Here is a 21,220-nt window from a genome sequence, read left to right as displayed (position 1 = left end):
TTCGGTGGACTGCATCTCTGACGCGAAATCGGCCGGTCGCAAGATGATTTGTCTTCATTAGTTGTTTGTCGAAGTGATTACTAATAAGTCGGTTGGAAAATGTCCCTGGCATTTCGAGAAACTTTCGCCGCGCTGACTCACGTCAATATTTCGATACAATTTGGAACCAACAAGAAAGTGCATGTAATGCGTAAAGTTGGGGCGTCAGGTGAAATCAAAGAGCAGGAAGCGCAGCGAAGCGGCGGCCGCGAGTTTCGTTTTGTTGTCGACATGGATGGTCGCGGGCGAAGCAAGGGCCGAGTGTACGACGCCCGGCCTGACGGTGACCTGCAGCGGGGCCATCACCTCCGCGGTCACGGTGTATGACGCGGCCGCTGCAACGGCGCCGACGAACGGCAGCAATGCCTACACTCCGGCCAACCCGGCCTTTCCCGCCACTGGTTACAATCCGAATCCGCCGACGACCACCATCACCCTGGATGCGACGGCGATTCGCAATCTCACCACCAGCAATCAGACCGGTCTTGCCAACCGCGGCATGATCGTAGCTAATTTCTCCAATGATGAAGATCCGGCGGTCAACAACGTCGTCATCAACAATGCCGGTTGGCTCGGGCTCACCGTCACCCAGCTCAGCGCTGGACGGCTGCACGTCATCGTCGCCGACAGCCAGGTCAACAGATTCACGGTCAACAACACCGGAACGCTCGCCGTCACCCAGAATTCGTTCGGCACCTTCAATGCGGCGAATCTGAACGTCTCGATCGGCACGACCGCGACGGGACGCTACAACAGCACGAACCTGCCGATCATCTCGGCGCTGTTTTCGGACGACAACACCAACAGCTTCGTGGTCAACAACCGGGCCGGTGGCACGATCTCGGCAACGGGCAATTTCGCGGCGGGCTATTACGGCCGTGCCGACACGACGATTGCCAACTCGGGCACGATCGCCAACACCAGCTGGACCGCGGCGAGCCGGTTCTATGATGGCCATTGGGCGATCGCAGCCTTCGCCGGCGCCGAGTTCGAGACCATTCCCGGCAGCAACCCTGACTCGCCGCTCTACAAGTTCGACTCGAACGGCAACGTCACCGTCGCCGAAACCAAGGCGCTGACCCTGACCAACAACGCCAGCGGCGTCATCAAGGGCGATATTCTCGCGCTGGACACCAACCCGCTGACCACGGCCGCAGGTCTTGCCGCAGGCTCGACCTTCCCGCTGACGGGCAGCGGCTCGAACTCGGGCCCGCGTGACAGCGTCATCGCCAATGCCGGTCTGATCCAGGGCAACATCTATCTCGGCTCGGGCGAGCATGAGGTGACCAACAGCGGCACGATCTCGGGGTCGATCTCGGTCGATCAGAGCGCCTCGCGCGGATCATTCGCCAAGGGGACGGCGGGTACGGTCGCCGGAACCTTCGCCAGCTCCGGCGCCGGGACCGACGCCAACGGCAACGCCTGTCCGACCGCGGGCACCAACACCACCGATCCGCTGTGCGCCGCCACCACCAATGTCGCCGCCACCTTCTTCGGCGAGCGCGTCTTCAACCTGGTCAACACGGGCAAGCTCGGCGGCGACATCGTGATCAACGATCAGGATGACGCCACCAACACCATCCTGCTCAAGGGCACGGGCTTCAGCGGCAACGTCATCGCCCAGAATGGACTTGGCACGAACGCGCTGACGCTCGACGGCGTGACAAGTCTCGCCAGCGTCGTCAATTTCGGCATGCTCGACCTGATGAAGTCGCAGGTCACGGTCAATGGTGTGGCCGGAGTCCAGCTGGTCGACGGTGCGGTGCTGAGGACGACGATCTTCGGACCCGGCGGCACCGCCGTCTCGCCCTCGGCGAAGCTCGGCAGTATCACGGGTACGGTGACCTTTGCCGGCGCGGGCACGGTTGCCCCGACGCTACAGGGTATCGTGCGCAATGGCGATGTGTACCGGGTGGCGACCTCGGTGTCGGCGACGCCGCTCGACGTCGACTTCTCCAGCGCGCTCGTGGGATTCACCGCCGATACGGCGACGGGCGCTCTGCTGCTGAACGCAACGGTGCGGTCGCCGTCCACCATTGCCGGCATTTCGCCAAGCAGTCTCGCTGCGCTGAATGGCCTGTTCGGCTATGCCGGCAGCAATGCGCAGGTGCAGGCGCTGGGCGGCGCCGTCCAGAGCCTCGGCTCCGACCGCGAGGTGCGCAACGCCGGCGATCAACTCCGTCCGTTCGTGAACGGCGCGCAGGTCCAGGTGCCGCTCAGCACCGCAGCGCTGTTCCAGGGGCAGATCGACAATCGCCTCACGGCCGCAGCCGTGGGGCCGTCCGCCAATTCGCGCGTCGCCTCGGCCTTCGCGTCCGAGACCGATCCATTGACGTCGATGCTGATGGCGTATGGCGCCACCAAGGCTCGTCCGGCTCTGAAGGCCCCGGCCATCGCCCCAGAGCCCGAGCGCAGCGTATGGGGAAGCCTGATCGGCACCAACGTGTCGCAGCACGACGTGGCCGGAGTCGCCGGCTATTCGGGCAACACCGGCGGTCTCGTCGCGGGCATCGATCAGCGGATCGACAGTGCGTTCCGCGTCGGCGCCGCGTTCGGCTACGCCACCAGCAGCATGGACGATCGCACCGCTGCGGGCGATGCGGTGGGGATGCAGCACTATCAGGGCACGGTCTACGGCGCCTATGTCCAGCCGTCCTGGTACGTCAATGGCTCTGCCGGCCTCGCTCTGGTCGACTACACGACCACGCGCCGCATCAATTTCGCGGGCTTCACCGACGCCGCGTCGGGCAGCCACAAGGGCTGGCTGAGCTTGGTGCGCGGCGAGTTCGGCGTTCCGGTCAAGCTCGGCGAGGCCGTGCTGACGCCGTTCGCAGGCGTGACCTACGCCCGTCTCGATCAGCAGGCCTATACGGAGACCAGCGCCGCCGGCGCTGCGCTGACGGTCGCCAAGCAGACCACCAATTCGGTGCGCTCCAATCTCGGCGTCCGCTCGACCGTGCCACTGCTGGTCACATCCACCTACGGCTTCGGACTGGAGACGCTGGCCGCCTGGCGGCACGAGTTCGGCAACACCGCCCAGAACGTGACGGCGAGCTTCGCCGGTGGCGGTGCGAGCTTCGTCGCCGCCGGTCCGTCGCCCGAACGCAACCTCGCCGAGCTCGGCGCCGCGCTGAAGCTGGTGGCCTTCGGAGAGCGCCAGTCCATCTCGCTCGGCTACAATGCCGTCATGGGCAGCCAGTATCTCGAACAGTCCGCCGTGCTGAAGGTGCGCGCGGAGTTTTGATCAGCGGCGTTTGCGCCGTGTGTAGATAGGCACGAGGGCCGGGAGCGATCCCGGCCCTTTGCGCGCGTGTCGCCACCTAAGACCGTGCTGCTCAGTCCGCTCTGCTGCCTGCGCTCGCAACCCGGTGCTTTGGCGCAGTACGCCACGGCCATCGATGTGATCACGACTGCCTCGGCGCGCTGGATCGCCGCGGTCAAGCCGGCGACGACGGCGGAAGGTGGCGTACGCAGATGACGGTCTCCTACGCATATGCGTTCTCATGCGCAAAACGTTCCCGATGTGCGAGTCCCATCGAACGCCATCGATCGAGCACGGACGCATGAGCATGGAGATGCAGGAATACGTCCCGGCTTCCCGGTGAATGAATCTGCCCTGCATCCAGAAAATTGGGAGATCGACGCGATCGCCATGGATCGTCGTTGATGACTGCGAACTTATGCCACGAAGATCGACGAGCTATTGCCCATCTCTCGCATCGAACAATGAGGTGATGGATATGAGCGGCCAGTCATCGAGGTCCCTAGCTGTTGTTTCCGCAGCGGCGCTCGCGATCGGCCTCGCGTCGTGTTCGTGGCTGCTCCCCGCCGCGATGGCGCGCGATGTCGATGGACGCTATGCCAACTCGCCGCTCAAGAGCTGGTTCGAGAAGTTGCGCTCGGCGAAGGGGCCGTGCTGCTCGGATGCCGACGGCACGGCGCTGTCGGACATGGACTGGGACATGAAGGACGGACGCTACCGCGTTCGCATCGAAGGTCAGTGGTGGATCGTTCCGGACGAAGCCGTGGTGACCGAGCCCAATCGTGCCGGGCGGACCATGGTGTGGCCGGTATATTATCGCGAGCTCAATACCGGCCTGCGCATCGATGTGCGCTGCTTCCTGCCGGGAAGCATGACGTAGTTGGAACGACAGGTCGTGAGCACGGTAGGGTGGGCAAAGGCGCGGGCGAGATATCGCGTCAGACGCGGTCTCGCCTTGCGCCGGGCCCACCACTGCCAGTGTGGATGCAGGAGGAGACACGTGCCGCCTGATGGCGGCGCTTTATCCATCCCGCAAGAGTATGACTACTCCGCCGCCTGCGCCGTGCCGAGCGTCGGATAGTCCGTGTAGCCCTTCTCGCCGCCGCCATACAGCGTGGCGCGGTCCAGCTCGTTGAGCGGGGCTCCGGTCTTGAGGCGTTCGACCAGATCGGGATTGGAGATGAACGGCTTGCCGAAGGCGATCAGGTCGGCGGAGCCGGCGTCGAGCTGCTTGTCGGCGAGGGCGCGGCCATAGCCATTGTTGGCGATATAGGTGCCCTTGAAGCGCTTGCGCAACGACGCGTAGTCGAATGGCGCATTGTCGCGCGGCCCGCCGGTGGCGCCCTCGATGACGTGGATGTAGACGAGGTTGAGTGCGTCGAGCTGGTCGACGATGTAGTCGAACAGGGCCTGCGGGTTGGAATCCGAGATGTCGTTGGCGGGAGTCACCGGCGACAGGCGGATGCCGGTCTTCTCGGCGCCGATGGCACCGGCGACGGCCCTGGCAACCTCGAGCATCAGCCGGGCCCGGTTCTCGATCGATCCGCCATAGGCGTCGGTGCGCTTGTTGGCGCCGTCCTTGGCGAACTGGTCGAGGAGATAGCCGTTGGCGCCATGGATCTCGACGCCGTCGAAGCCGGCTTCGATCGCGTTGAGTGCGGCCTGCTTGAAGGCCTCGACGATGCCCGGAATTTCGCTCAGCTCCAGCGCGCGTGGTGTCGAGACGTCGGTGAAGGCGCCGCCGACGAAGGTCTTGGTCTTGGCGGGGATGGCGGAGGGCGCAACCGGTGCGCCGCCATTCGGCTGCAGCGAGACGTGAGAGATGCGCCCGACATGCCAGAGCTGGACGTAGATGCGGCCGCCCTTCGCGTGCACGGCGTCGGTCACCTTGCGCCAGCCGGCGATCTGCTCCTTCGAATAGATTCCGGGCGTGTCCTGGTAGCCCTGGCCCTGCTGCGACACCTGGCTCGCTTCGGTGATCAACAGCCCTGCGCTGGCGCGCTGGGCATAGTAGGTGGCCGTCAGTGGGCCGGCGACAAGGCCTTCGATGGCGCGGTTGCGCGTCAGCGGCGCCATCACGACGCGATTGGCCAGGGTGATCGGACCAAGCTCGTACGGTTCGAACAGTTTCGATGTGCTCATCGGGATCTTTCCAGCAAGAGAGAAGGGGTTGTGGTCAATTGTGCATTGCCGCGGGCGCCGCAATGCCGCGAGGTATCCGCCGGGCGCAGACGAGAACCGCGACCTTGCCGGCCGGACATGTCCGCGTGGCGAAGCCGGCGATCAAACAGAGAACGCCGTGTCAGGCGACGCCCAGGAAGTCCCGCTTGCCGATCTCCACCCCGTTGTGGCGCAGGATGCCGTGCGCGATCGCGGCGTGAAAATAGAAGTTCGGAAACGAGACCCGGTTGACGAAGTCCTGGCCCTTCAGCGTCATGCTGACGCCGCCCGCAGCCGGGAAGGTCACGTCGCGGCTATCAGCACCTTCGAACTGCGCCGGCGTGAACGTCTTCAGATAGTCGATGGTCTTGGCAAGCCGCTGGCGCAGCTCGGCAAAGCTCATCTCGGTGTCGGGAGTGCTCGGGATCTCGCTGTGGGTCAGCCGTGCGCAGCCCTTGGCGGCGAAGTCGCAGGCGAGCTGGATCTGCCTGGAGAGCGGCAGCATGTCCGGATACAGCCGGGCCCCGAGCATCACCTCCGGAGCAATCTTCTTGGCCTCGCAATGGGCCTCCGCCTTGCTGAGCAGGCCGGACAGGCTGCCGAGGATCGGGAGGTAGGCCGGCACGGTCGAATCGAAGAAGGACATGATGCTCTCGCTGAGGGAGGAGACGGCGCAAACGATGCGTGTTCCCGAGATGGGGTGGCATCCAAAAGAATGCAACTGCATCTTCTTGCGGTTTTGCGTCCGCCGTCCGATTCACCTCGGTGATGTCGCTGCCGCCGCCCGCGGCGAGCCACCTCGCATCCGCGCCAGCAGCTCCGCCGTCGGCCAGGAGTCGGCGGGCAGACCGAGCCGCTGCTGCATGGTCTTGACCGCGATGCGGCTCTGCTGGCCCAGCACGCCGTCCACCTTGCCGACATCGAAGCCGGCTTTCACCAGCAGCGTCTGCAGCTCCTTGATTTCGTTGAACGGCAGCTGCGCGACCGGCGCAGTCGGCTTGCGCATCGGCGCGGCGCCGGCGATGCGGGTGGCGAGGTAGGCGGCGGTGGTCGAATAGATCAGCGAGTTGTTCCACTCGGTGTAGGCGGCGAAATTGGGGTAGGCGAGGAAAGCCGGGCCGTTGCGGCCCATCGGCAGCAGCACCGAGGCTTCCAGCGCATCGTTGGGCAGCGGCCGGCCGTCGGCATAGGTCACTCCTAGGCCGGCCCATTTGCTGCGCGGCGCCTTGACGGTGAGATCGGCCTGCTCCCACGGGAATGTCTGGGGGACGCGGATTTCCTCCAGCCACGGCTCGCCGCGGCGCCACTTCAGCCCGGTCGCGATGTAGTTCGCGGTGGAGCCGATCACGTCGGGCGCGCTGCGCAGCAGGTCGCGGCGGCCGTCGCCGTCATAGTCGACGGCGTAGGTGACGTAATGCGTCGGCAGGAACTGGGTCTGGCCCAACTCGCCGGCCCAGGAGCCGATCATCTCGGGGGGCGTGAGATCGCCGCGGTCGATGACCTTGAGCGCGGCGATCGTCTCGTTCTGAAAACGCTCGCTGCGGCGGCAGTCATAGGCCAGCGACACCAGCGAGGGCAGCACCGGCAGATTGCCCATGTTGGCGCCGAAATCACTCTCCAGGCCCCAGAACGCTGCAATGACCGCGGGCGGCACGCCGTAGTCCTTTTCGGCGCGTGCGAACGCCGCCGCGTGCATCCTGATGTGCTGCTGGCCGTTCTGCATCCGGTAGGCCGCCGCCATCCGGCCGGCGAACTCGGTGAACAGCTGGCCGAACACGCGCTGGCCGCGGTCGCGGTTGACGATCCCCTGATCATAGGTGAGGTAGGGCGAGGCGGCGGCAATCGCGCGCTGCGACACGCCCTCGGCGATCGCACGCTGCTTCAGCTCGGCGAGAAAGCGGTCGAAGCTCTGGCCGTTATGGCAGGCTGCCGCCCGCATCGACGGCGCGGGCTTCGGCCGCGGCGCTGTGGCCTCCGGCGCCATTTGTGCGGCGGCGCTGACAACCAGCATGAACGAGGTTGCAAGCGCGCTGAAGGTGACGCGCAAGGCAGTCGAAGAGCTTCGCATCCGGTCTCACCGATGGCTGTCTAATCCCTTGTGCGCCCATCGATATCCGAACCGCGGCAAAAAGGGAAACGGCGGGAACGCAACCGGCGTTGGCCGCGCGAGGCCATCCAAGATGTCAAGGCCCGCAAGGCGCTTGCCGTGCGGGCCGGTCGTTTCGCGTCGGCTCGTCAGCCGCCGCGCGCATCATTGTGCGGCCCTCAATATTGGACGCCCGGGCGGTTCGGATAATAGCCGCGGTTGCAGGCCCGGCGCAGCTTGTCGTCCCAATAGCCGCGCTGCGCGGGCGGATAGGTCATGGCCACTTTGTGCGCGTTCGTAAGGCAATTCACATACGGCTTGTTGCTCACCCAGCTGAGATCGAGCGCGGCCGACGGTGTCGCCGAGCTCGCAAGCAGGCTGACGGAGAGGGCGGCAGCGGCGGCAAGCAGAGCGATCAGACGGTTCATGATTGTTGGTCCCTGTGATCTCGGCTGCCCGATGCAGCCTGTGACGGGGATCATGATGCAACGTGGCCGAAGCGAATGTGCATGTCGTCACACACGCTTCGAACCCGCATGATGGCCGTTGCTACGCGACCTTCGCCAGCGCGGCCTGCGCCTCGCTCTGGATGCGCTTGAGATGCTCGGCGTCGCGAAAACTTTCGGCGTAGAGCTTGTTGACGTCCTCGGTGCCGGAGGGGCGGGCGGCGAACCAGCCATACTCGGTTTCGACCTTGATGCCGCCGAACGACTGGCCGTTGCCGGGCGCCTTGGTGTGCATGACGCGGACGGGGTCGCCGGCGAGCTCCTTCAGGTTCAGCGTCTCCGGCGTCAACGCCTTCAGCGCCGCCTTCTGCGGCGGGCTGGCCGGCACGTCGATGCGTTCATAGACGGGGGCGCCGAGCTCCGCCGTGAGCTCCTTGTAGAGCTCGCTCGGGTCGCGGCCGCGCTTGGCCATGATCTCGGCGGCGAGCAGGCCGAGGATGAGGCCGTCCTTGTCGGTGGTCCACACCGTGCCGTCGCGCTTGAGGAACGAGGCCCCCGCGCTCTCTTCGCCGGCGAAGCCGAAGCTGCCGGTGCCGAGGCCCTCGACGAACCATTTGAAGCCGACGGGCGTCTCGACCAGCTTGCGGCCGAGCTTCCGGGCAACGCGATCGATCAGGGAGCTCGACACGATGGTCTTGCCGATCGCGGCGTCGCTGCGCCAGTCCGGCCTGTGCGCGAACAGATAGGAGATCGCGGTCGCCAGATAATGGTTCGGGTTCATCAGCCCGCCGGTGCGCGTCACGATGCCATGGCGATCGGCATCGGTGTCGTTGGCGAAAGCGACGTCGAAGCGCTCGCGCATCGCGATCAGGCTCGCCATCGCATAGGGCGATGAGCAATCCATGCGGATCTTGCCGTCCCAATCCGCAGTCATGAAGCGAAAGGTCGGATCGACGACATCGTTGACGATCGTGGCGTTGAGGCCGTAGCGCTCGATGATCGGCGCCCAATAGGCGATGGCGGCACCACCGAGCGGATCGATGCCGATCTTGACGCCGGAGGCTTTCACCGCGTCGAGATCGACCGTGTTGGCGAGATCGGCGACATAGGGCGTGATGTAGTCGTGCGGATGCACCGAGCCGCGCTGCTTGGCCTGATTGTAGCTGATGCGCGACACGCCATCGAGGTCGTTGGCGAGATAGACATTGGCCTGGCGCTCGATCTCGCCCGTGGCGTCGGTATCAGCCGGGCCGCCATGCGGCGGATTGTATTTGTAGCCGCCGTCGTCGGGCGGATTATGTGACGGCGTGATGACGACGCCGTCGGCGAGATGCGCCGTGCGGCCCTTGTTGTAGGAGATGATGGCGTGCGAGATCACCGGCGTCGGCGTGTAGCCGCCGTCCTTGTCGATCATCACCTCGACGCCGTTGGCGCCGAACACCTCCAGCGCGCTGGCGAGCGCCGGCTCGGCCAGCGCATGGGTGTCGATGCCGACGAAGAGGGGACCGTCGAGACCCTGCTGGCGCCGGTAGTCGCACAGCGCCTGCGTGGTGGCGAGAATGTGGTTCTCGTTGAAGCCGGTCTTCAGCGATGAGCCGCGATGGCCCGAGGTGCCGAAGGCGACCCGCTGGGTGGGCTCGTGCGGGTCGGGCTTCAGCGCATAGTAGGCCGTGATCAGCCGCGGAATGTTGGCGAGCGCGGCGTTGGCGATCGGCTTGCCGGCAGCGGGGTCTGTCTTGGCCATGGAGCATCCTTCGCAAGTTCGAAAACATCGGCCGCGGCGGTTCGTTCCGCCCCGACAGCAGGCGGTCCAACATGGCGGCGTGCGCTGATCCGATCAACGGAAATTCGTGCCGCCTTCGCGGGGGCCGTGCGCCGGTCAATCCGTCAATTCGTAGACGAGGTGCCCAGGCCCGACCAGCCGCGCGGTGAAATTCACCGTGCGTCCGGCCAGCGCCGCGAAACGCCCCGAGGCCAGCTTGAACACGACCTTGCCTGTGGCCTCGGAGATGGCCGGCGTGCCGTCCTTCATCACCACCGAGCCCGCACCTTCGCTCAGCACGGCCACGGCATAGCCGTCCGTGCTGCGGTGAATGCCGGCGCCGTACAGATATCGGCCCTTCTGGTTCTCCCATTCGGAGGCGACGTTGGCGGTGTAGGTCGCCCCTTTCATCAACCCGTCGGTGCCGATGCACGAATATTGGAAGCTGACCAGCATGTGACCGGGACGGTCGCCGATCGGCTCGAGGCCCATCGTGCCGACGATCGTGCAGTCGTAGCGGGCGATGGTGTCGGCGCTCGCGGTTCCGAGGCAGAGCCCCATCGCGACGCACGCGGCCGACGCCGTCCTGGAGAAGTACATCTGCTCGCCCCCGCCTTTCCATGCCGTACAAACACTACCACAGATCGCGCCCGGTCCGGCTGCTGTTCCCCGCGACTTGTTTGATCGCGCTACGAAGAACCTGCTCGGCCGACGCTGCCGCTTCATGCGCTGGACATTAACCACGCCGCGCTGAGACCACCGGCCCGGACCGGCGCTTAAGCCTGAGTTTAACGCATCTCCGTGGAAATAGGAGGCCAACGAGGGGCGCGTGGGGCGCGCAGGAGAGTCGTCAGGAGCGGGAAAGTGAGAGCGCTTTGTATTGGCGCGTTGGCCGTCGTATCAGTCTTGGCTCTGGCAGGATGCAGCCGTCCGGTCATGCCGCAGGTCGCGGCGCCTTGCGTGGATCTGAGCGGCAACGCCTGCGCGGACAATGCTGCCGCCGGTCAGCCGGCGTCGCTGGCGCCCTCCGAGAAGGTGGCCAAAGCGAAGAAGACCTCCGCCGTTGCGCGTCGTGCGGCCCTGCAACGCAAGCACGCCCGCGTGGCCAAGCGACGCTTGCCTCCGCAGGTCGCCACCGCAAGGCCGCCTGAAAAGCCGCCCGCCGCGCCGGCGCCCAGATCATTCTCCGACAAGTCATCTTCCGACAAGCCGTCGCCCGAGCCGGTCCCGCCGGCCGACGGCGCCTCCGCGCCGGTCGTCAAGATTCCGTCGCCCGCGAAGGATACCCCGCCCGCCCCGGGCAAGGTTCAGAGCGAGGTCATGGTCGCAGCGGTCACGGTGGCGGCCGAGCTGGCCGAGCGCATGACCGCGCTACGTGTCCCGGAGGGGCCTGCCGACAGCCATCTCGTGGCCGTGGTGCTGGCGCGCCCGACCGTGCGGGGCCTGGCGGATCTCAGCGGCAAGGTGATCGCGATCGATGAACGCTATGCCAAATCCAATGCGAGGATCACGACGGCCATGAATGCCGCCGGTGCATCCGAGGTGCTGCTGCTGGAAGGGCAGGCGACCGCGATCACCCGGCTCAGCAACGGCGAGGTGAACGCGGCCGTGGTCGCACTGGCCTCGCCGGAAGCCGCCGAGGCGTTTCCGAAGATCGCGGGTTTCCGCCTGTTCACGGTCGCCCTGAAGCCTTAGCTGCAAGGCCAGCTCAGGTCGCCGCGGGGGTGCTCGTCGGACGCGGCAGTGCTGCCGCGCCGCGCGCAGCTGTGACGCCCTTCGGGAAGCCGCTGCGATCGAAGTAGAGCCGCTTGCGGCCGCGCCGCGCATCATGCTGCCGTGCGACGTCCTGGGCCGCGACATAGTCCAGCACCGTGATGCCGCCGACCATCACCAGCGCAGCCATGACGGTGCCGACGCGCGGGTTGCTCGGCCTGACCTCGCCGAGCAGCGTCGCCATGTCGAGCCCGTCGCCGGCCACGCGGCTCCACAGGCCGGCCTTCTTCTCGACCGACAGCGTCATGACGCCGGCGAGCAGCTCGCGGACGCCATAGGCGCGGACCAGGCCCTCGCGGCCGTCCATGCCGAGCGCGCGCGTCACCCGATGCGGGGCCAGCAGCTCGAGCGTGCCGAGCGCGATCGAGAACCAGCCGAGCCCCCGCGCCAGCCGGTCGGCCGCAGTCAGCGAGCTCGGGCCGGTCGCGATGATCTTGGGGTCGCCCTTGGACCTGACGAGATTGGAAAAATGAAACATGCTTTGCGCTTCCCTTACGGCTTCAACACGACCTTGACGCAGCTGTCCTGCTTGTCGCGGAACGCGCGATACATCTCGGGGCCCTGCGCCAGCGGCACGGTGTGGGTGATGACGAAGGACGGGTCGATCTGGCCTTCGGCGATGCGCTGCTTCAGATCCTCGGTCCAGCGGTTGACGTGGGTCTGACCGGTGCGGATCGTCAGCCCCTTGTTCATCAGCGCGCCCATCGGCACCATGTCCGAGAAGCCCGAGTAGACGCCGGGGATCGAGACGATGCCGCCAGGCCGGCAGACATAGATGATCTCGCGCAGTGCGTGCGGACGATCGTTCTCGAGCATGAACATCTGCTTGGCGCGATCGAGCACGCTGTCGGGCTGCGCCATGCTGATATGGCTCTCGAAGCCGACGCAGTCGATGCATTTCTCCGGGCCCTTGTTGTCGGTCAGCTCGTTCAGCCTTTCGACCACGCTCTCCCTGTCGAAGTTGATGGTGATGGCGCCGCCGGCCTCGGCCATTGCCAGCCGCTCCGGGATGCGGTCGATCGCGACCACCTGCTTGGCCCCGAGCAGGATGGCGCTGCGGATCGCCATCTGTCCGACCGGGCCGCAGCCCCACACCGCGACCGTATCGTCGGGCTCGATGTCGCATTGCGCCGCGCCCTGCCAGCCCGTCGGGAAGATGTCGCTGAGAAACAGCGCCTGCTCGTCCGTGATGCCGTCGGGCACCTTGATGTGGGTGGCGTCGGCATAAGGCACGCGCAGATATTCGGCCTGGCCGCCCGGATAGCCGCCGGTCAGATGCGTGTAGCCGAACAGGCCCGCCGTGGTATGGCCGAACACCTTCTCGGCGAGATGCTTGTTGCGGTTGGTGGTCTCGCAGACCGAGAAATTGCCGCGCTTGCACTGCTCGCACTCGCCGCAGATGATGGTGAAGGGCACGACGATGCGGTCGCCCTTCTTGAGCTTGCCGTTGACGCCGGAGCCGACCTCGACGACCTCGCCCATGGTCTCGTGGCCCATGATGTCGCCCGGCATCATCGCCGGGATGTAGTTGTGGAACAGATGCAGGTCCGAGCCGCAGATCGCGCAGCTCGTCACCTTGATGATCGCGTCGCGCGGATGCTCGATCTCGGGATCGCTGACCGTGTCGCAGCGGATGTCCTCCTTGCCATGCCAGACCAGCGCCTTCATTCCCATCTCCGCGTCACCAAGACCTCCGGAGCAAGTCTGAGCCGCGACGATGGTTGCTATGAGCGCGCGAATTTTCACCGTGCCACGCGTGGTGCGGCACGTTCCGAGATCAGACGACGAGGCGCTGGCAGGTGTGGCCGCTCGTCGCCCGGCTCACGTTCGGGGTCAGCTCAGGCCTTCGTCTTGGCAGGCTTCTTCGGCCCGGTCTTCGTGGGAGGCGTCTTGCTCGCCTTGCCGCGGGAAGCCTTGGCCGGCGCGGCATCGGACGGCTTGTCGGCCTTCCTCTCCGGCGCCTTCTTGTCGGGGACCTTGGGCAGCTCGGCCGCGGCGGCCTGCCGCATCGCGCGGGCATAGCTGTCGGCAACGTTGTCGGCCGAGATCAGCAGCCGGCGCGCGGCGGCATTGGCCTGCTCGACCGCCTCACGGGAGAGCATCTTGAAGCGCTCCTTGGCGTCCTTGTCCTTGGCCTTGACCGCCATGCCGTTGAAACGGTCCCGCCGCTTCTTGGCCGCCGCCAGAATGGTCTTGTTCTGCTGCTTGGCCAGTTGCCGGATCACGGCATCAAGATCGGCATCTGCCATCGTCGTCCCCAAAACCCCCTCGAGAATCAGCGCGTCGGGCGCCGAAAAACGCGCGGACTATGCTATCCGCGTCGCCACTTTGCAATCGGGGTACCAGAGGAGGGGCGCCGTCCCAATCGGAGGCGTGCAGGAGCCGTCGCATCCATCACCGCTCACGCCCCGAAGGGGCCTCGCGAGGGCCGCTGCATGTCAGTCATGCGGGGGGCGATGGTGCGAAGGCACCGTTTAGGACAATCGGAAACAGGATGTAACCGACTCTCTGCAATTCCATCAATTCCAACGCAACGGTTGGTCCGCAACATCGTCCGCAACGGATCTTGTTTGTCGGAGTTTTGAGCCTTGTCGGCCGGACATCAGTACCTCACGCTTCTGTCGCGGTTCCAGCGCAACGACAGCGGTAATATCGCCATCATCTTCGCGCTGGCGCTGCTGCCGATCCTGGCCTTCGTCGGCTCGGCCATCGACTATTCGATGGCCGTGCGGGCCAAGGCCAAGCTGGCTGCCTCGCTCGATGCCGCCATGCTGGCGGCGACCGGCTATACGGCGATGCGCGGCAGTGCGTCCGACGCCAAGACGGCGGCGACCAACATGTTCAACGGCCAGATGTCGGCGCACAACCTGTCATCGAACGCGCTGAACATCGACATCGCAGATAGCGTGACCGCGCGAACCGTGACGGGCACCGCCAACGTGGTGGTGAAGACGGTATTCATGTACATGTTCGGCTATCCGACCATGACGATCTCCACGTCCTCGTCGGCCTCGGCCTCGTTCCCGACCTACATGGACTTCTACGTGCTGGTCGACAATTCGCCGTCGCAGGGCCTCGGCGCGACCACGGCCGACATGACCAAGCTGCAGAACGCGACCTCCGACAAATGCGCCTTCGCCTGCCACGACACCTATACGTCGAGCTCGAAGAAGACGCTGCAGACCAACAGCTACTATCAGATCGCCAAGAACAAGGGCGTGACGATGCGGATCGACGTCGTGAGGTCCGCGACCCAGTCGCTGACGGACACTGCGACCGCAAGCCAGGTCGTCAGCAATCAGTATCGGATGGCGGTCTACAGCCTGGGCAGCGATTGCGGCTCGCTGGGGCTGACGACCATCGCCAGCCTGTCCTCGAGCATGTCCTCGGTGAAGTCGTCGGTCAGCTCGCTCGACCTGATGACCATTCCCTATAGCGGCTACAACAACGACATGTGCACCGATTTCGACGGCACCATGTCGGCCATGAACGGGGTGATCCCGACCCAGGGCGACGGCTCGTCGTCGAAGCCGCAGAAATGGCTGTTCTTCGTCTCCGACGGCGTCGCGGATTATTCCTATCCGACCACGTGCAGCAAGACCGTGCTGTCCGGCGGACGCTGCCAGGAGCCGCTCAACACCACGACCTGCACCGCGCTGAAGGCTCGCGGCATCAAGATCGCAGTGCTCTACACCACCTATCTCGCGATCACCAACAACAGCTGGTACACGACCTACATCGCGCCGTGGCGCGACTCGATCGGCGGCATCATGAAGTCCTGCGCCAGCCCCGGCTACTACTACGAGGTCGATTCGAGCGGAAGCATCGGCACGGCGCTGACGGCGCTGTTCCAGCAGGCCATCGCCTCGGCGCATCTGACGAAGTAGGGCGGAGGCTCAGGCCTTTGCGGCAGGCAGCGCAACCAGCCGTTCCAGCGTCGCGCGGTCGTTGAGCACGGCGAGCGTTTCTCGGCGGGAGAGGAAGCCTGTCGCTTCGTCGAAGCTGGTCGCGTCGGCAATCCGGGCTTTCGCCGTCGCCAGTTCGACATTGATGTCGCCCGGCTTGCGCCGCGGCGTGGCAGGCAAGGCGTCGACGTGCTGCCGTCGCAGTTCGGCATTCCGCTGCAACGCGACCAGCGCGGGGGCGCGGCGCGGCTCCGGCTCATCCGCAAGCTGTCGGGCGCGGACCAGTACCGCGGGAGGAGAGCGGTCCTCGGGCGTGGTGAACAGGCCCGCGCCGGTGCTGCGTCCGCCGGTGAGGAGGCCGATCGGAATCGACAGCACGAGGCCGGCGATCACCGGCGACATCCACGCCAGCAGAGGCAACGACACCGCATAGGCGCTGGCGGCCATCGCGAGGCCGCACAATGTCGGCAGCGCGAACTTGCGATAGATCTCCCGCCGGCTGACCCCGCCGTCGCTGCGGCGCTGCACCTGCCAGCCGGCGTCGCGGCCGAGGAGGATCTCGATCACCGCGATCGACTGGAAGATCATCATCGAAGGTGCGATCAACGCTGCAAGCACCGATTCGGCGAGCACGGCAGCGCATAACCGCAACCCGCCGCCGAAGCCGCGGCGCCTGTGACGGCGGAACAGCGTTGCGATACAGGCCAGCAGCTTCGGAATCATCAGCAGGCCGAGCGTCGCAGCGAAAACCTGGGCGGCGAGCACGGGATCCTGGGCCGGCCAGGTCGGAAACAGCGCAAAGCCCTTGGGGAAGTATTCTGGGCGGACGAAGTTGGCCTGCAGCGAGATGAGAATGCCGAGCACGAGGAAGGCGAACCACAGCGGCGCAGTGACATAGGCGCCGATGCCGATCAACAGATGCAGCCGCGATACCCAATGCAGGCCGCGTGCCGGCAGCACCGCCAGATGCTGCAGATTGCCCTGGCACCAGCGCCGGTCGCGCGCGGCATGGTCGATCAACGAGGGCGGCACCTCCTCGTAGCTGCCGTCGAGGTCGACGGTCATGTAGATGCCCCAACCAGCCCGGCGCATCAGCGCGGCCTCGATGAAGTCGTGGCTGAGAATATGGCCGCCGAACGGCTTCCGCCCGCGCAACTCCGGTAGCGCCGCGTCCTGCGCGAATGCTTCGACGCGAATGATCGCATTGTGGCCCCAGTAGTTGCCCTCGGCGCCGTACCACCAGGCATTGCCGGCGGCGATCAGCGGTCCGTAGAGCCGCCCGGCGAATTGCTGCAGCCGCGCGAACAGGCTGGTGCCGTTGACGATCACGGGCAGGGTCTGGATCAGCGCCGCCTGAGGTGCCTGCTCCATGGCATGCGCCAGCCGCACCACGGTCGCGCCGCTCATCAGGCTGTCCGCATCGAGGATCAGCATGTGGTCATAGGCGGCGCCGAAGCGCTGGACCCATTCGGCAATGTTGCCGGCCTTGCGCGCGACATTGTCGGCGCGGTGCCGGTAGAACACGCGGGCACTGCTGCAGACTTGGCGCAAAGCCAGGAACGCTGCCTCCTCGCCGATCCAGATGTCCGGATCGGTGGTGTCGCTGAGCAGAAACCAGTCGAAGCGCTCGGCCTGGCCGGTCTCGGCGATCGACTCGATCATGGCGCGCAGCCGCACCATCACCGCGTGCGGATCCTCGTTGTAGGTCGGCAGTAGCATCGCCGTACGGCTTGCGAGGGCGGGCAGGGGACCGTCGACGTCGATCGCGATCGTGTCGCGCCGCCGTGCGAACATCGCGCCGAAGCCGGCCAGCGCCGACACAAAGGCAAATGCGATCCAGGCGAGCAGGATCGAGAACAGCACGAGCACCAGACTCTCGAGCACCGTCACGCCGCCAACCTCGACGACCTCATACATCTTGGTGCAGCCCGCAAGCGTCAGGGCGGCGGTACCAAGAAACACGAGACTGCGACGGAAGGCGATGCGCGGCCCGCTCGTGACATCGCGCCTGGGGGGCGCGCGATCGTTGAGCGGCTTCGGCACCATCGCGAGCGGCGCCTCGGCCGGGAGAAAGCCCGAACCCGCGGCCTGATCGGAGCGCAGCAGCTGGGTGGCGGTCATGGCGTCCACCGATAGATCCAGCTCTCTGAGATGAGCTTGTCGTTGGCGACCAGCTCCGCCCTGAGCTCGACCGGAGCGTCGCTGACCGCGCACTGGAAGCTGAGCCGCCAGCCTCCCGTTTCGGGGTTGGGCTGCGCTACGACGTTCGTCACCTCGGACTTCGCCGCGCTGACCACGCCCTTGACCGTCGCCGGATCGATGCCCTTCAAGGCGTCGCCCTCCAGCTCGAGCACGAACAGCCGGCCTTCGCCGCGGGCGCCGACGCCGGTGCGCGTGAAGCGCGCCAGCGCGTGTGGCTTCGGCCTGTCCGGCCCCCAATGCAGCCGATAGGTCATGTTGTGCTCGCCCTTGGCGGCGAGCGGCGTCTTCGGCCGCCAGAATGCGGCGATGTTGTCGTGGATCTCCTGCTTGGTCGGGATCTCGAACAGCACCACGGCGCCTTCGCCCCAATCGCCGATCGGCTCGATCCACAGGCTCGGCCGCTGCTCGAAATGCGACTCGAGATCCTGGTAGGCGGTGTATTTTCGTTCCCGCTGCATCAGGCCGAAGCCGCGCGGATTGAGATCGTTGAAGACGCTGACCTGAAGGTCGCGCGGATTGCTCAGCGGACGCCAGAGCTGCTCGCCCTTGCCGTTGAACATCGCGAGTCCGTCGGAATCGTGCACCGCGGGCCGGAAGTCATCGGCCTCGTTGCGGTCGTTCGGACCGAAGAAGAACATGCTGGTCATCGGCGCCAGTCCGGCGTGACCGATCTCGACGCGGGGATAGAGTGAGGCCTCGACGTCGAACACTGTGGTTTCGCCTGGACGGATGGTGAAGCGGTACGAGCCTGTGGCGCTCTTGCTGTCGAGCAGCGCATGCACGACCATCGCGGTGGCGCCGCCCGTCGGCTTCTCCAGCCAGAACGCCTTGAAGACCGGAAACTCCTCGCCCTTCGCTTCGCCGGTGTCGATCGACAGCCCGCGCGCGGACAGCCCGTAGAGCTCGCCCTTGGACACGGCGCGGAAATAGCTCGCGCCCAGGAACACGCAGACCTCGTCGTAATAGTCGGGCCGGTTCATCGGCGCGTGAATGCGAAAGCCGGCAAAGCCGAGATCCGCCGCCGCGAACGCGGCCACCTGCGGACCGAACGCGAAGTCCTCGGGGCGATAGGCCACTGGCTTGGCCTGTCCGTCCGTGACCTCGTAGATGTCGACGCGGTCCTTGTAGATCGAGCCGCGATGGAAGAACTGCGCCTGAAACGGCAGGTTCTCGCCGCGCCACAGCGCGTGATCCGGCAGGAAGCGGATCGAGCGATAGGCGTCGTAGTCGAGCTTGGCCAGCGCGTCCGGCAGCTGATTGTCCGGCGCGGCATATGGCTTGGCGGCGAGATTGCGCGCGAGATCGCGCACATAGGCCGCATTGAACGGCTGAGCAGCTGGCGCTGCGGCTCCCGCGCTCGGCACGAGTGATGCGGCGACCGGAATCGCAGCCGCAGATTGAATGAACTGACGGCGGTTCAACTTATTCTCGCTTTGCTGGGTGGAACAGCGGAGCAACAGTTCTGTGGCCCTGCGGTTCCACGTCATTGTCGTGTTGCGGATAATGCGGGTGACGCCGTGAGCGGCGTCTGAGCAGCGGCAATGCTCGGGGTTCATCTGCAAATTCCGCTTCGAGATCGCTGACAAGAACTCGGGCCGCCTGCGCGGGGATGGGCAGACATTCCAGGCCGAGACTATGCCACCGCGGTGCGGTCATCCCGCCGAAACGCGGTGATCCATGGTCATAAGAGGCGTCGAGAACCTTCTCGCCGAGCGCTTCAGGATTGCAGCGTATACAGCATTGCTGTATTTTCCATCATTGATGGAGGTGCGGTATGGCGGAATTTTCGACCAGCGACCTGTCGCGAAAGTCGGGTGACATCATTGCGGAGGCCCTGCGCCGTCCCGTGACGATCACCCAACGCAACAAGCCGCGGCTGGTCATTCTCAGCATTGAAGACTATCGCGAGCTCGTCGCCAGGGCCCAGACGCGCAGTGTCGGCCGTATCGAGACCATGACGGACGAATTGTTCGACGAGGTCGATAAGGCCGTTGCCGCCTACGAGGGTGAGGTTGAGGATCGGTGAGCTTCGATCTGCTTCGCACCGGCTGCGTGATCCGCTTGCCCTATCTGTCGGCGCGCGAGGTCGAGGGGCGCAAGCCTCGTCCCGTCGTCCGTGTGCTCGGGGTAACACCGATAAAGATGAATTCGGATGGTGTCTTGTTACTTCTTATTGATTCCCTCTTTGATGAGTTCAGCAAGACTGGACGGTGCAGGATCGTCCGCTGATTGGCCGGGTGCAGGTCGGAATAGAGCGCTCAAGATCACCACGCGCTCGCTATCTCGCATCTGCGTCTCCGGGGTGCCGATGAGATTCAAAAACGTTTGCAAGATTGTCTGGCGCTGTCGCGCGTCCTCGGCCAAATAGAAGTTCTCGGTAATGAAGCGCCCGATCATCCGGAAAATCCAGGCCAGCGCGACGAACGACAAGGCGACGATCAGTGTGGCGAGATAGGTAAACTCTCCGGTTTCCTTGGTCCGAGGAAGGCTGGTCCAAATGTGAGAGCCGAACACGACGAGACAAGTCGCAATCAAGACCGCGCACGCGGAGGCAGCGACAAAGCCTGCAAGATATTGCAGTCGGTGTTGACGGGACTTTTCCTGCCATACACTGCTCGCCACGGAGAAAGTTGTTTTTAGGCGAAGTCCCGAAAGCAGCGCGTCTGCTTCTTCAGAACGACGAGTAATGTGATCAAGTAGTTCTTTTGCGTTTTTTGATTTTACGCTTACAGTTGCCAAAAGCCTGTCGAATGGCTCGCGTGGTGGGCCGAGAAGTTCGACCATGGCTCGAATCAATCGAGGGTCTGCAAAGGCTGGACTAGGGCGTGGACTCATAAGCCCTGGCCCAGAGGCGGGTTGAGCCGAGTGCGACAGCCGCGAGAAAGTTGCGAGCGAGCTTGTCGAAACGGGTCGCGATGCGCCTGAAATGCTTGAGCTTGCAGAAGAAGCGCTCAACCAGATTTCGCTTGCGATAGATGCGGCGGCTGACGGAGCGTTGGACCACTCGCTGGCTGGTGGAGGGAATATGAGCCCTAGCTCCGTGGGCTCTGATCATGTGCAGGAGGGCATCGGCGTCGTAACCACGGTCGGCCACAACATCACGGCATTTGAGCCCTTGGAGCAGAAATGGCGCAGCACGCAGATCGTGGGCCTGCCCCGGGGTTAGCATCAGCCGGACCGGCAGTCCGTTCTCGTCGACGACCGCATTGATCTTGGTGCTCAGTCCTCCACGAGAACGGCCAATGGCGTGATCCTCGCCCCCTTTTTACCCCCAGCGGCGTGCTGATGGGCGCGGACGATAGAACTGTCGATCAGCGCCATCGACTGCGGCGAGCGAGCTGCCAACACCTCGAAGATCTGGACCCAAACGCCTGCCTTGGCCCAGCGGTTAAAGCGGTTATAGACCGTCGTGTAAGGGCCATAGCGTTCCGGAAGATCTCGCCAGGGCGAGCCTGTCCGCAGCACATAGAAGATGCCGTTGAGAACCCGCCGGTCGTCGACCCGACCGACACCGCGCGGCTTATTCGGCAGCAAGGGCTTGATCAAAGCCCATTCTCGATCGCTCAGGTCAAACCGCGCCATTTC

General features: G+C 65.1%; 18 protein-coding genes. 5 read left to right on the top strand and 13 right to left on the bottom strand.

What is annotated here, in order from left to right:
* The first annotated feature begins 262 nt into the window (after positions 1-262).
* Together QXZ94_RS17155 and QXZ94_RS17150 are read left to right on the top strand one after the other, a co-directional pair.
* Entirely contained in the window at positions 263-3,283 is a 3,021-nt protein-coding gene (locus tag QXZ94_RS17155; protein ID WP_315721391.1) for an autotransporter domain-containing protein, read from the top strand.
* Positions 3,284-3,779: 496 nt separating this feature from the next.
* On the top strand, positions 3,780-4,181 hold the full coding sequence (locus tag QXZ94_RS17150) for a hypothetical protein (protein ID WP_409998493.1): 402 nt from the start codon (positions 3,780-3,782) through the stop codon (positions 4,179-4,181).
* Positions 4,182-4,345: 164 nt separating this feature from the next.
* Here the strand turns inward: QXZ94_RS17150 and QXZ94_RS17145 are convergent, their stop codons facing one another.
* The 6 genes from QXZ94_RS17145 to QXZ94_RS17120 all read right to left on the bottom strand — a co-directional run bounded on the left by QXZ94_RS17145 (position 4,346) and on the right by QXZ94_RS17120 (position 10,355).
* Positions 4,346-5,443, bottom strand: a complete 1,098-nt coding sequence (locus tag QXZ94_RS17145; protein WP_315721390.1) for an alkene reductase — start codon at positions 5,441-5,443, stop codon at positions 4,346-4,348.
* A gap of 160 nt (positions 5,444-5,603) precedes the next feature.
* The gene (locus tag QXZ94_RS17140) at positions 5,604-6,107 is read right to left on the bottom strand and encodes a DUF1993 domain-containing protein (RefSeq protein WP_315721389.1); all 504 of its coding nucleotides are present in this window, start codon (positions 6,105-6,107) and stop codon (positions 5,604-5,606) included.
* A gap of 111 nt (positions 6,108-6,218) precedes the next feature.
* A complete protein-coding gene (locus tag QXZ94_RS17135) occupies positions 6,219-7,445 on the bottom strand; it encodes a lytic murein transglycosylase (protein WP_315726321.1) in 1,227 nt (408 codons plus the stop codon).
* 281 nt (positions 7,446-7,726) lie between these two features.
* Positions 7,727-7,975 carry a hypothetical protein gene (locus QXZ94_RS17130; RefSeq protein WP_172133565.1) on the bottom strand — a complete coding sequence of 83 codons (249 nt, stop codon included), beginning with the start codon at positions 7,973-7,975 and terminating at the stop codon, positions 7,727-7,729.
* A gap of 121 nt (positions 7,976-8,096) precedes the next feature.
* Positions 8,097-9,737, bottom strand: a complete 1,641-nt coding sequence (pgm, locus tag QXZ94_RS17125; RefSeq protein WP_315721388.1) for a phosphoglucomutase (alpha-D-glucose-1,6-bisphosphate-dependent) — start codon at positions 9,735-9,737, stop codon at positions 8,097-8,099.
* A gap of 135 nt (positions 9,738-9,872) precedes the next feature.
* Entirely contained in the window at positions 9,873-10,355 is a 483-nt protein-coding gene (locus tag QXZ94_RS17120; RefSeq protein WP_315721387.1) for a hypothetical protein, read from the bottom strand.
* A 336-nt stretch (positions 10,356-10,691) separates the two neighbouring features.
* Here QXZ94_RS17120 and QXZ94_RS17115 point away from each other — a divergent pair, with 336 nt between their 5' ends.
* Positions 10,692-11,450: a hypothetical protein gene (locus QXZ94_RS17115; RefSeq protein ID WP_315721386.1), complete on the top strand. Its 759-nt coding sequence runs from the start codon at positions 10,692-10,694 to the stop codon at positions 11,448-11,450.
* Between the two features lie 13 nt (positions 11,451-11,463).
* On the opposite strand, the gene QXZ94_RS17110 is transcribed toward QXZ94_RS17115, so the two are convergent.
* The 3 genes from QXZ94_RS17110 to QXZ94_RS17100 form a co-directional block, all read right to left on the bottom strand.
* A complete protein-coding gene (locus QXZ94_RS17110; protein ID WP_315721385.1) occupies positions 11,464-12,006 on the bottom strand; it encodes a hypothetical protein in 543 nt (180 codons plus the stop codon).
* A gap of 14 nt (positions 12,007-12,020) precedes the next feature.
* Positions 12,021-13,196, bottom strand: coding sequence for a zinc-dependent alcohol dehydrogenase (locus tag QXZ94_RS17105; protein ID WP_315721384.1), 1,176 nt, complete (start codon positions 13,194-13,196; stop codon positions 12,021-12,023).
* A 170-nt stretch (positions 13,197-13,366) separates the two neighbouring features.
* On the bottom strand, positions 13,367-13,777 hold the full coding sequence (locus QXZ94_RS17100) for a hypothetical protein (protein ID WP_315721383.1): 411 nt from the start codon (positions 13,775-13,777) through the stop codon (positions 13,367-13,369).
* A 339-nt stretch (positions 13,778-14,116) separates the two neighbouring features.
* On the opposite strand from QXZ94_RS17100, the gene QXZ94_RS17095 reads away from it, so the two are divergent.
* Positions 14,117-15,415: a TadE/TadG family type IV pilus assembly protein gene (locus QXZ94_RS17095; RefSeq protein ID WP_315721382.1), complete on the top strand. Its 1,299-nt coding sequence runs from the start codon at positions 14,117-14,119 to the stop codon at positions 15,413-15,415.
* Between the two features lie 9 nt (positions 15,416-15,424).
* Here QXZ94_RS17095 and mdoH read toward each other — a convergent pair whose 3' ends face one another.
* The gene (gene mdoH, locus QXZ94_RS17090) at positions 15,425-17,554 is read right to left on the bottom strand and encodes a glucans biosynthesis glucosyltransferase MdoH (protein WP_315721381.1); all 2,130 of its coding nucleotides are present in this window, start codon (positions 17,552-17,554) and stop codon (positions 15,425-15,427) included.
* A complete protein-coding gene (locus QXZ94_RS17085) occupies positions 17,551-19,056 on the bottom strand; it encodes a glucan biosynthesis protein G (protein WP_315721380.1) in 1,506 nt (501 codons plus the stop codon). The genes mdoH and QXZ94_RS17085 overlap by 4 nt, the downstream gene beginning before the upstream one ends.
* A 353-nt stretch (positions 19,057-19,409) precedes the next feature.
* On the opposite strand from QXZ94_RS17085, the gene QXZ94_RS17080 reads away from it, so the two are divergent.
* Entirely contained in the window at positions 19,410-19,661 is a 252-nt protein-coding gene (locus QXZ94_RS17080; protein ID WP_315721379.1) for a type II toxin-antitoxin system prevent-host-death family antitoxin, read from the top strand.
* 137 nt (positions 19,662-19,798) lie between these two features.
* Here QXZ94_RS17080 and QXZ94_RS17075 read toward each other — a convergent pair whose 3' ends face one another.
* Positions 19,799-20,419 (bottom strand): DUF6161 domain-containing protein, encoded by a 621-nt coding sequence (locus QXZ94_RS17075; protein WP_315721378.1) that lies wholly within the window; start codon positions 20,417-20,419, stop codon positions 19,799-19,801.
* 34 nt (positions 20,420-20,453) lie between these two features.
* Positions 20,454-21,217 (bottom strand): IS5 family transposase gene (locus QXZ94_RS17070; RefSeq protein ID WP_315719298.1). Its coding sequence is split into 2 segments (ribosomal slippage): positions 20,454-20,879 and positions 20,882-21,217, totalling 762 coding nucleotides; the frame shifts between segments, so codons are not numbered across the junction.
* Between the last annotated feature and the right edge of the window lie 3 nt (positions 21,218-21,220).

Origin of the sequence: Bradyrhizobium sp. SZCCHNS2022 (assembly GCF_032377575.1) — a bacterium.
GTDB lineage: Bacteria > Pseudomonadota > Alphaproteobacteria > Rhizobiales > Xanthobacteraceae > Bradyrhizobium > Bradyrhizobium aeschynomenes.
This window is presented reverse-complemented; position numbering and strand designations above follow the sequence as displayed.

Coding starts and splice junctions, on each gene's coding strand:
- QXZ94_RS17150 (WP_409998493.1), top strand. CDS start 3,780: ATGAGCGGCCAGTCATCGAGGTCCCTAGCTGTTGTTTCCGCAGCGGCG.
- QXZ94_RS17145 (WP_315721390.1), bottom strand. CDS start 5,443: ATGAGCACATCGAAACTGTTCGAACCGTACGAGCTTGGTCCGATCACC.
- QXZ94_RS17140 (WP_315721389.1), bottom strand. CDS start 6,107: ATGTCCTTCTTCGATTCGACCGTGCCGGCCTACCTCCCGATCCTCGGC.
- QXZ94_RS17135 (WP_315726321.1), bottom strand. CDS start 7,445: ATGGCGCCGGAGGCCACAGCGCCGCGGCCGAAGCCCGCGCCGTCGATG.
- QXZ94_RS17130 (WP_172133565.1), bottom strand. CDS start 7,975: ATGAACCGTCTGATCGCTCTGCTTGCCGCCGCTGCCGCCCTCTCCGTC.
- pgm (WP_315721388.1), bottom strand. CDS start 9,737: ATGGCCAAGACAGACCCCGCTGCCGGCAAGCCGATCGCCAACGCCGCG.
- QXZ94_RS17120 (WP_315721387.1), bottom strand. CDS start 10,355: ATGTACTTCTCCAGGACGGCGTCGGCCGCGTGCGTCGCGATGGGGCTC.
- QXZ94_RS17115 (WP_315721386.1), top strand. CDS start 10,692: ATGCCGCAGGTCGCGGCGCCTTGCGTGGATCTGAGCGGCAACGCCTGC.
- QXZ94_RS17110 (WP_315721385.1), bottom strand. CDS start 12,006: ATGTTTCATTTTTCCAATCTCGTCAGGTCCAAGGGCGACCCCAAGATC.
- QXZ94_RS17105 (WP_315721384.1), bottom strand. CDS start 13,196: ATGAAGGCGCTGGTCTGGCATGGCAAGGAGGACATCCGCTGCGACACG.
- QXZ94_RS17100 (WP_315721383.1), bottom strand. CDS start 13,777: ATGGCAGATGCCGATCTTGATGCCGTGATCCGGCAACTGGCCAAGCAG.
- mdoH (WP_315721381.1), bottom strand. CDS start 17,554: ATGACCGCCACCCAGCTGCTGCGCTCCGATCAGGCCGCGGGTTCGGGC.
- QXZ94_RS17080 (WP_315721379.1), top strand. CDS start 19,410: ATGGCGGAATTTTCGACCAGCGACCTGTCGCGAAAGTCGGGTGACATC.
- QXZ94_RS17075 (WP_315721378.1), bottom strand. CDS start 20,419: ATGGTCGAACTTCTCGGCCCACCACGCGAGCCATTCGACAGGCTTTTG.